8 protein-coding genes and 1 pseudogene are annotated in these 7,470 nt (G+C 71.3%); 5 read left to right on the plus strand and 4 right to left on the minus strand.

The window, feature by feature from the left end; all coding sequences use genetic code 11:
• The 4 genes from VFB40_RS24900 to VFB40_RS24915 form a co-directional block, all read right to left on the minus strand.
• Positions 1-325: hypothetical protein (locus tag VFB40_RS24900; protein WP_324854761.1), on the minus strand; the 325-nt coding region annotated here is incomplete at its 3' end.
• Between the two features lie 266 nt (positions 326-591).
• Complete coding sequence (locus VFB40_RS24905) at positions 592-1,581, minus strand: deazapurine DNA modification protein DpdA family protein (RefSeq protein ID WP_324854763.1); 990 nt, start codon at positions 1,579-1,581, stop codon at positions 592-594.
• The gene (locus VFB40_RS24910) at positions 1,578-3,245 is read right to left on the minus strand and encodes a hypothetical protein (protein ID WP_324854765.1); all 1,668 of its coding nucleotides are present in this window, start codon (positions 3,243-3,245) and stop codon (positions 1,578-1,580) included. The genes VFB40_RS24905 and VFB40_RS24910 overlap by 4 nt, the downstream gene beginning before the upstream one ends.
• A gap of 672 nt (positions 3,246-3,917) precedes the next feature.
• A complete protein-coding gene (locus VFB40_RS24915) occupies positions 3,918-4,136 on the minus strand; it encodes a hypothetical protein (RefSeq protein WP_324854767.1) in 219 nt (72 codons plus the stop codon).
• 140 nt (positions 4,137-4,276) lie between these two features.
• Between VFB40_RS24915 and VFB40_RS24920 the strand changes: the two genes are divergently transcribed.
• From VFB40_RS24920 to VFB40_RS24940, 5 genes and pseudogenes are all read left to right on the plus strand, one after another.
• Positions 4,277-5,512: a DUF2637 domain-containing protein gene (locus VFB40_RS24920; protein WP_324854769.1), complete on the plus strand. Its 1,236-nt coding sequence runs from the start codon at positions 4,277-4,279 to the stop codon at positions 5,510-5,512.
• Complete coding sequence (locus tag VFB40_RS24925; protein ID WP_324854771.1) at positions 5,512-5,697, plus strand: hypothetical protein; 186 nt, start codon at positions 5,512-5,514, stop codon at positions 5,695-5,697. The genes VFB40_RS24920 and VFB40_RS24925 overlap by 1 nt, the downstream gene beginning before the upstream one ends.
• Positions 5,694-6,014 carry a hypothetical protein gene (locus tag VFB40_RS24930; protein ID WP_324854773.1) on the plus strand — a complete coding sequence of 107 codons (321 nt, stop codon included), beginning with the start codon at positions 5,694-5,696 and terminating at the stop codon, positions 6,012-6,014. Before VFB40_RS24925 ends, VFB40_RS24930 begins: the two co-directional genes overlap by 4 nt.
• A complete protein-coding gene (locus VFB40_RS24935; RefSeq protein WP_324854775.1) occupies positions 6,011-6,256 on the plus strand; it encodes a hypothetical protein in 246 nt (81 codons plus the stop codon). The genes VFB40_RS24930 and VFB40_RS24935 overlap by 4 nt, the downstream gene beginning before the upstream one ends.
• Positions 6,257-6,264: 8 nt before the next feature.
• A pseudogene (locus VFB40_RS24940) lies at positions 6,265-7,470 on the plus strand (hypothetical protein); the annotation flags it as partial.

Below are 7,470 nucleotides of genomic sequence, written 5' to 3' on the forward strand. Positions count from 1 at the left end.
CCGCGCGGACCAGGCCGCCGAGCTCGTCCGCGAACCGGGCGCGCACGTACGCCGCCAGGCCGAGCGCGGGCAGCGGCTCCTTGAGGTACCCCGGGTCCGCCGCGTCCCTGACCTGCTCGATCAGGTCATCCACGGCGCGGTGGAAGTCGAAGTACTCCCCGTGCGGCCGGGGCTCGCTGTCCGTGGATTCGGCCGAGACGACCTTCGGATCCGCGAACGGCAGGTTCTCCAGCTCCCGCACCCGCTCGCCGGTCACGTACCGGTGGACCACGCGGGTCCCGTCCTGGTAGGTGACCGTGATGTCACAGGGCCTTTCCATGTCCATCAGTGCTCTCCGATCCGGGCCGACCATCGGCCCTAGCGTCAAAGTATTTGACGACTCGCCACCCGTCAAGGATTTTGACGGGCGCACTTTGGGAACCAACCGCTATCCCTTGCTGCGCGCCCCTGACCTGCGAATGCAGGGTTTTCGGCAAGGTTGCCGGGAACCCTGCGCAGGGTTTTCGGCAAGGTCGGCCCGGTATCCTTCGCCGCCCTCCGCCGCCCCGCGTTCCCGCAGGTCACGGGGCGGCAGATAACAGTCCCAGCAGGTCAGGCCACGTCGGGCCTGTTAGCGCGCGCCCGGTACGCGCGCTGTCGGCAGGCTTGCGAGCAGTGCCGCGCGCGGCGCCCGGTCGGCCGCGCCGTGATGCTGCCGCCGCAGGACTCGCACGGCGCCACGGCGCCAGCTGGCGCGGCCGGGAGTTTCGTCACGAGGGCCGGGGAATCGCGGATGGCCGGCGCCTCGCCGCCGACGATCCGGGCGCGCCATCCGAGCGCGAACGGCAGGCACGACGCGCAGTTCTGGTGTGTGTGGCCGGGCATCCGGATCTTCTCTCGCCGCGCGATGTACGACCACGCCATCGAGTCGGCCGAGGCGAGCAGGTGCCCGTAGCCCTCCAGGCCGCCAGCCTTGACCCCGAACCCGTGAAGATTCCGAATCCCGGCCTCGTTCATCGCGGTCACGATCTCGCGGATTTCCTCGGTCGCCTCCCGCCGGCACACGCTCCCCAACCCGACGACGGGTTCGGCCGCCAGGTCTATCCCCGCCTCGCCGTACATCACGATGCAGCGCGCGTAGTCGGCCAGTTCGAAGCCCTGCAACACCGGCGCCCACGGCAGATCCGGAGCTATCGACCTCAGCTCGCAGAGGTTCGCCACGGTCCGCCGCTGGTGTTCGAGCACGGACAGGTGCGTGCCGACGAACCGGAACGGCCGGAAGAATCCGCCCTCGATGATCGCCGGTTCGCACATCCAGTCCTGCGGTGCCGCCCACTCCAGGCCGCCGACCTCATCCCGGTACCGGCGTACCCGGCCCGCGTACTCGGCCGCGCCCACCGTCCACCGGCCGAAGGTCTGCAACTCGGTGAACCCGCCCGAGTCCAACGCCCATGGACCCCGGGCGCGCGGCAGCGACCGGCGCCGGCCGAGCCGGTGGTCACTGACGAACAACCGCACATCGGTCTGCTCCAGCCAGGCCGGTTCCGGGCAGCCGAGGTAGAACCTCGGCGCGCCAGTTGGCGCGACAGCGAGATTCGTCACGCCTCCGTCCCCCCGGCATCGGCCTTGCGCCGCGCGGCGCGCCGATCAGCGGCAACCGGACCGGCCTTCTCGGCGAGGGCTTCCTGCTCGGCCTCGACGGCTCGGCGCGCGGCGGCTTCCTCGCGCCGCTTGGCCATCTTCGCCATGACCCCATCCCAGGCCTCGGCGACCTCGCCCGCGCTGAGCAGCCGCACGGAACCGGGCTCGGCGCCGGCCTGCCCGACGATGACCGCCTCGACCTTCGCCAACTCCAGCGGCTCGCTGCCCTCGACCGCCTCCTGAGCGGCCAGGTCCAACGCGCGCTTGGTCACGTGCGGCCAGGCCTCGGCCTGCACCTGCACCCCGGCCACGAAGTCCGCACGCACGTCCGCCTCGAACTGGAGGTCAGCATCGTCTTCCGCGCTGTCGCCGCCCTCGATGCCGAGCAGCTGCCGCAGCCACCGGGTCCACTCCATCGCGCGGCGGCCGGTAACCGCGGGCTCGTACTCGACCCACCGGGCCATGCACCAATCCAGGTCCGGGCCGTCGTCGTCCAGGACCACGCCGCCGAGGAACGCCCCGATGCGTTCGAGCAGCTGAAACGGCGTCATGTGGCCCTCGAACCGGCCGTCCTTGTTGTCCCCGCGCGTCAGCTCGTAGGCCGGGTTGCGCCCGTCCTGGGTCTTGACCACGTACTCGCCCTTGGCCTTGGCGTCCTTGACCGTGTGGATCGGCTGGATGTCCACCGCGTGGCCCTTCCCGCCGCACTTGCAGCCCGGCTCGAAGCACTTCAGCGAGGGCTCGATCGCTGGATCGATCCGCCGCAGCGTGCCCGCCCACACGTTGCGCACGTGCTGCTCGAACTCGTCCAACGCGGCCTGCGGCGGCTTGAACACGCCCGTGATCGCGCGGTCTTCGCCCTCGCCCTCGATCTGGGCACCGAGCAACACGATCAGGTGCAGGTGAGGGTGCCAGCCGTTGGCGACGCTGACCGTGACCTCGGTCGATCGCATCATCCCGAGGTAGCCGATCCGGTCCCTGATTCCCGAGGCCTCACGGTCCGGCCGACCGGCCCAGGTCCCGCCCGTGATCAGCCGCTGGTAGGCGCCCGCCTGCCGGTCGGTGGCCCTGACCTTCGCCTTGGCCGCCTCGACCAGCGCTTCCGTCTCGGCCTTGACCTGCTCGATCCACGTCTCGCTGCGTGCGCGTGCCGCGTCGGCCGCGTCCTTCTTCGAGCCCTTCGGCGCGGCCTGCTTTGCGGCATCGACGGCCCGCAGCCTGCGCTTCCAGGCCTCCGCCCGCGCGGCTTTCGCGGCCGTTCGCACCTCGGCGAGCTGCGCGCGCGCGGCATCGACGTCCACCTTCGCCGCCTTGCGCGTGCCCTGAATCGCGTCCATCAGCTGTTCGAGCCGGTGAGCGGCGGTGTGCCGGGCGGTGAGGGTGACGAGCAGCGCCATGCCGCCGCGCTCGATCCACGGGACCAGCGCCGCGACGGTTTCCTCGGCGCGAGCCTGCCGGATGTTCGCCGAGCAGACCGCGCACAGCCAGACGCGCGCGCACTTGTACTGACCGAGGGTGATCGAGTAGCCCTCGGCGGTCTGAATGATGATCAGGCCGGTCTCATGGTCCATCAGCTGGCGTCCGCAGGCCGCGCACGCCTTGACCTTGGTTACCTTCCAGAGCACGCGGCGCATCGCGTACCTGCGGGAACGCCGCTTCTGGCCCTCGGCTTTCAGCCGTTCCTCGGCCGCCTTCCGACGCTCGTCCGAGGGATTTGGACAAGCGTCTAACTCCGCACCCCTGGGAAACTCTGTTGATTTCTTTCCTAGCGGCGCGCTCCGCGCAGCCGAAAACCCCGCGCCACCTGCGGGTTTGGACCGCTGGCGGGGTAATTTCGCATCGGTCGCTGCCGAGCGCTGTGCGCGCGACTTGCAGGCGACCGAGCAGTACGCCGAAGGCCGGCCTGCGCCGGTCTTCGGGGGGAGTGGTTCGGCGCACGAACGGCACGTCGAGGGGCGCGCCGTAGTGGCTCGATCACTGGATGAACGCGACACGCGCGCCGACTTGGCGCCTGAGCCGCCAGAACTTACGCTGGCCAACGAAGGGACCTTCCGAGTTGGGTTCGGGTGGTTCCGATCAGGCCGGACGGGAATCCGGACTTGATCGCCTTACTCTGAGCGGTCCGCCTGCCAAGCGGACCGTTCTGGGTTTTCTGGGGATGATTCTGCACCCTGATGCCGACAGGGGGTGGACTCGACGCGCAGGGGTCGGATGTCGGCAGGGCTCATACGCGGACCCTGCCACAGCGACCGGCCGATTCAGCAGACGGTATTTCCGGAGTCGGCACCTCCGCCTGGCTACCCGTCAGTGTCGTTGGCCTGCGTGGATTTCCGCAGCCAGCCGTAGACGCGATCACGCGAGGTCTTCGCCACCTCCGCGATTCGTGTGATGGAAACACCGACACCACGTGCATGGTCTGCCGCAGCAACCAGCTCAGCCTGAGCCGCTTCCGCGTTGGCCACTGCGCGGGCCAAACGCCTTAGTGCGTCGGCCTGCTGATCTTCCGTCAAGGTCATGGCGGGACCATATCGCAGAGTCGAGGGATCCACAACGCTTGCGGATTTCTCGACAGTCGCCTACCTTGGGAAACCAGCGCGGCCCCCGGTGGTTCAGACCGGGAGCCGCAGATTGGGTCCGTCTCTCGAAAGGAAGACCCATGGCCATTGTGGCCCGTCTCTCCACTGATCCGCACGTGTGCCAGCCGGGTTGCCCGGACTGGCCGGCCGACGACGACCAGGCCGCGCCCAAGACCGCCGAGCGCGAGCAGATGTTCCACTGGCAGCCCTCGTCTTCGCTGATCGGGTCGCTGCTCAAGGCCGCGTTCGCGGGTGCCGCGATCCTCGGCCTGCTCGGCTTCGGCCTCTCGTTCCGCAGCGTTGCCGCCTCGGCCGCGCACGACCTGCACGGCTGGTCGTTCGTGCTGCCGGTCATCATCGACCTGGGCATCGCGGTGCTGACCATGCTGTCCCTGACCCTCGCCCTCGCGGGCATGCCCTCACGGCTGATCAGCCTCGCCCCGACCGGCCTGTCCGCCTACACCCTGTACCTGAACTGCGCCGATCAGAAGACCGCGTACTCCATGGTCATTCACGGCGCGGGCCCGCTGATGTGGATCCTGGTCGTTGAGGCGGGCGGGTTGGTCGTGCGCCGCCTGGCCGGCCTGGAGAACGCGAAGCCGCCGATCGAGCGGCTGCGGATCTCGCTGTGGCTGCTCCGGCCGGTCCCGACCTTCCGCCTGTGGCGCCAGATGCGCGTGAACCAGATCCGCACCTACCGGGGCGCTCTCGACCGCGACGCGGCCCGCCGCGTGGTCAAGGGTCGGATGCGCCTGCACTACGGCCGCACCTGGCGCACCCGTGCCCCGCTCGGCGAGCGCATCGCGCTGCGTCTGCAGGGCCACGGCGCCGAGGGTGTGCGCAGCGAACTGACCGCGCATCAGTCGATCGCGGCCCTGCTCGCCGACGAGCCCCAGGACGCGCCCGAGCCGTTCGCCGAGCCCGAGCCCGAGGTGATCGCCCCGACCGCTCCCGCCGCTGCTCAGCCCGCGACTGCCCCGGCCCCGGCGCCGCGCCCGGCCGCCTCGCCGAGCACGCCGCGCGCCCCGCGCACCCAGACCCCGGGCGCGGGCCGAGTGCGCACCGTCCAGACGCACACGGACGCGGAGCTGATCGACCTCGCCGAGGTCGCCGAGCGCGCCGCGCTGGCCGCGTCCGGCGGTGCGTCCGGCCTGTCCTACCGCGCCGCGCAGGCCGAGCTGCACACGAGCTACCCGAAGGCGAAGAAGGCTCTCGACGCGGCCCGCGAGCGCATCGCCAACGCCTCCATCCCGACCGTCGTCATCCCGGCCCCGGCCGCGCCCGTCGCGGTCGCCAACGGCTCGGCGGTGATCTGATGAGCCGCCAGGTTGACCAGGCCGACATGGCGCGCGGCGCCCGCGTCGAGCTGCTGATCGAGGCGATCGAGTCCGGCCGCAAGGCCCGCGCCCTGGGCATGTGGGCCGGGATGTCGGTGGAGGAGCGCGCCGAGTTCGGCCCGCTGATCTGGGCCCTGATGGGTCAGACCGGCGGTGCCCGATGAGCCTCACCGCGATCCAGGTCCAGACCTTCCGCCGCCTGTCCGAGGCTGCCGAGCACCGTTGCCAGTGCGACGGATCGGCCGGCCGCGCCCGCTGCTCCCGCGCCCACGCCATACCCGGCAAGCGCTGCGCGAACGGCGCGATGACCCTGACCACCGAGCCGACCGGCGAGCTTGCCGTGATCTGCTCTGACTGCGAGGAAGACCGCGAGCGCACCGCCCGCCGCATCGAGCGCAAGGCCAAGGCCGAGCGCGCCCGGGCCTACGCCGCCGCGCAGACCAGCATCTTCGACCTGATCGGCGAGGGGGCGGAGTCGTGAGCCGCCTGATCGCCTCGTTCTTCACCGCGTTCGGGATGTGGCTCGGCGGCTCCCTCGCCGTCGTCGCCGCCCCGCTCGCCCTGGCCGCCGTCGCCCTCGGCGCGTTCGGCCTGTTCAGCACCGTAGTGGCCGCTGTGGTCCGGATCGGATCGCAGCAGCCTGACCAGACCGTCAACGCGGCGGAGCCCCGCTTTCTCAGGGCTCCGGGCTCCGCCGCTACCCCGACCAGCAGCCGGAGGTAAGCGCCATTATGAACACCGCACGCACCGATCACGCTTCGTCGCAGAACGTGGAGGGCCAGGACGTGGGCGAGCTCATCGAGGGCCGGTTCCCCAAGCACCTGCCGCAGGACACCGACCAGCACGACACCGCCGAGGCGGCGCGCACCGCCACGGCGGCCGGGCGCATCGACGTGCGCGACTTCAGCACCCTGCTTTCCGGCCTGGCCGTCCCGGCCGAGCCGGTGGCCGAGCCGGAGCCGGACTGGGCCGCGTACGACGACCTCGACGAGTTCGACGCGGCCGTCGGGACCGTCCCCGCGGTTCCCTCCGCCCCGGCCGCCGAGCCGGAGCCCGAGGCGGAGCCGGAGGTGGGCGCGGATCGCGGCTGGGTGGACTGGTCGCACGTGCGCGCCTTGGCCGCCGACGACATGCGCGGCGCCTTCAGCTGGTCGGTGGCGAAGTGGAGGGCTGAGACCGCGCGGCGCATCGAGCTGCGCGATGAGGTCCGTCCGCACCTCGAGGAAGCCCGCCGCGACCACGCCAAGGCCCGCCGGGTGGACCCGAAGTCCGCCGCCGCCCGGCGCACCGGCAAGGAGCTGCGACGCCTGCGCCGCGCCTACCCGGCCGCGATGTGGCAGATCACCGCTGGCGGTGTGGCCGTCGTCGGCGTGCTCGGCCTGGCCGCCGTCGAGGCGATGCCGCCGGTCGGATGGTTCTACTCCGGGCTCGGCGCCCTCGGCGCGGCCGGCCTTTACGGCCTGGTCCTGATCGTGCGTACCAAGCTCCGTCCGCGCGCCGTCGCCGACCCGAACGCCCTGGTCCCGACCGTCGAGGAACAGCACCTGCTCGACCGGCTTCAGCCGGAGTACTGGGCCGAGCACGCCGAGGAGCGAGGCCTGGACGGCACCCTGACCGGCCGCCCCGAGCTCACGCCCGCCGGCATCGTCGTTGCGGTCCGCCTGGACGGGAAGTGGACCGCCGCCGACCTGCGCCGGTCCGAGGAGAACATCCGGGCCCTGCTCGGGATGTCGAGCGAGACCCCGATGCAGATCGAGCGCGGCGCCCGGGGCGGGTGGGCCAGGGTCAACCTGCGCACCCGCTCCGCCTCGGACGGCATGTCCCTGACCTGGGTTCCCGGCTACGACGGCATCGGCATCGACGAGGTGACCGGCGAGATCGTGCACCTGCCGCTCAAGCCTGGCGTACACATCCTGATCTCCGGAGTCACCGGCATG

The organism is Actinocrinis sp. (assembly GCF_035650855.1).
Classification (GTDB): Bacteria; Actinomycetota; Actinomycetes; order Streptomycetales; family Catenulisporaceae; genus Actinocrinis.

Bases quoted from the DNA above. Each gene is read 5' to 3' on its own strand.
- VFB40_RS24915 (WP_324854767.1), bottom strand. From the start codon at position 4,136: ATGACCTTGACGGAAGATCAGCAGGCCGACGCACTAAGGCGTTTGGCC.
- VFB40_RS24920 (WP_324854769.1), top strand. From the start codon at position 4,277: ATGGCCATTGTGGCCCGTCTCTCCACTGATCCGCACGTGTGCCAGCCG.
- VFB40_RS24925 (WP_324854771.1), top strand. From the start codon at position 5,512: ATGAGCCGCCAGGTTGACCAGGCCGACATGGCGCGCGGCGCCCGCGTC.
- VFB40_RS24930 (WP_324854773.1), top strand. From the start codon at position 5,694: ATGAGCCTCACCGCGATCCAGGTCCAGACCTTCCGCCGCCTGTCCGAG.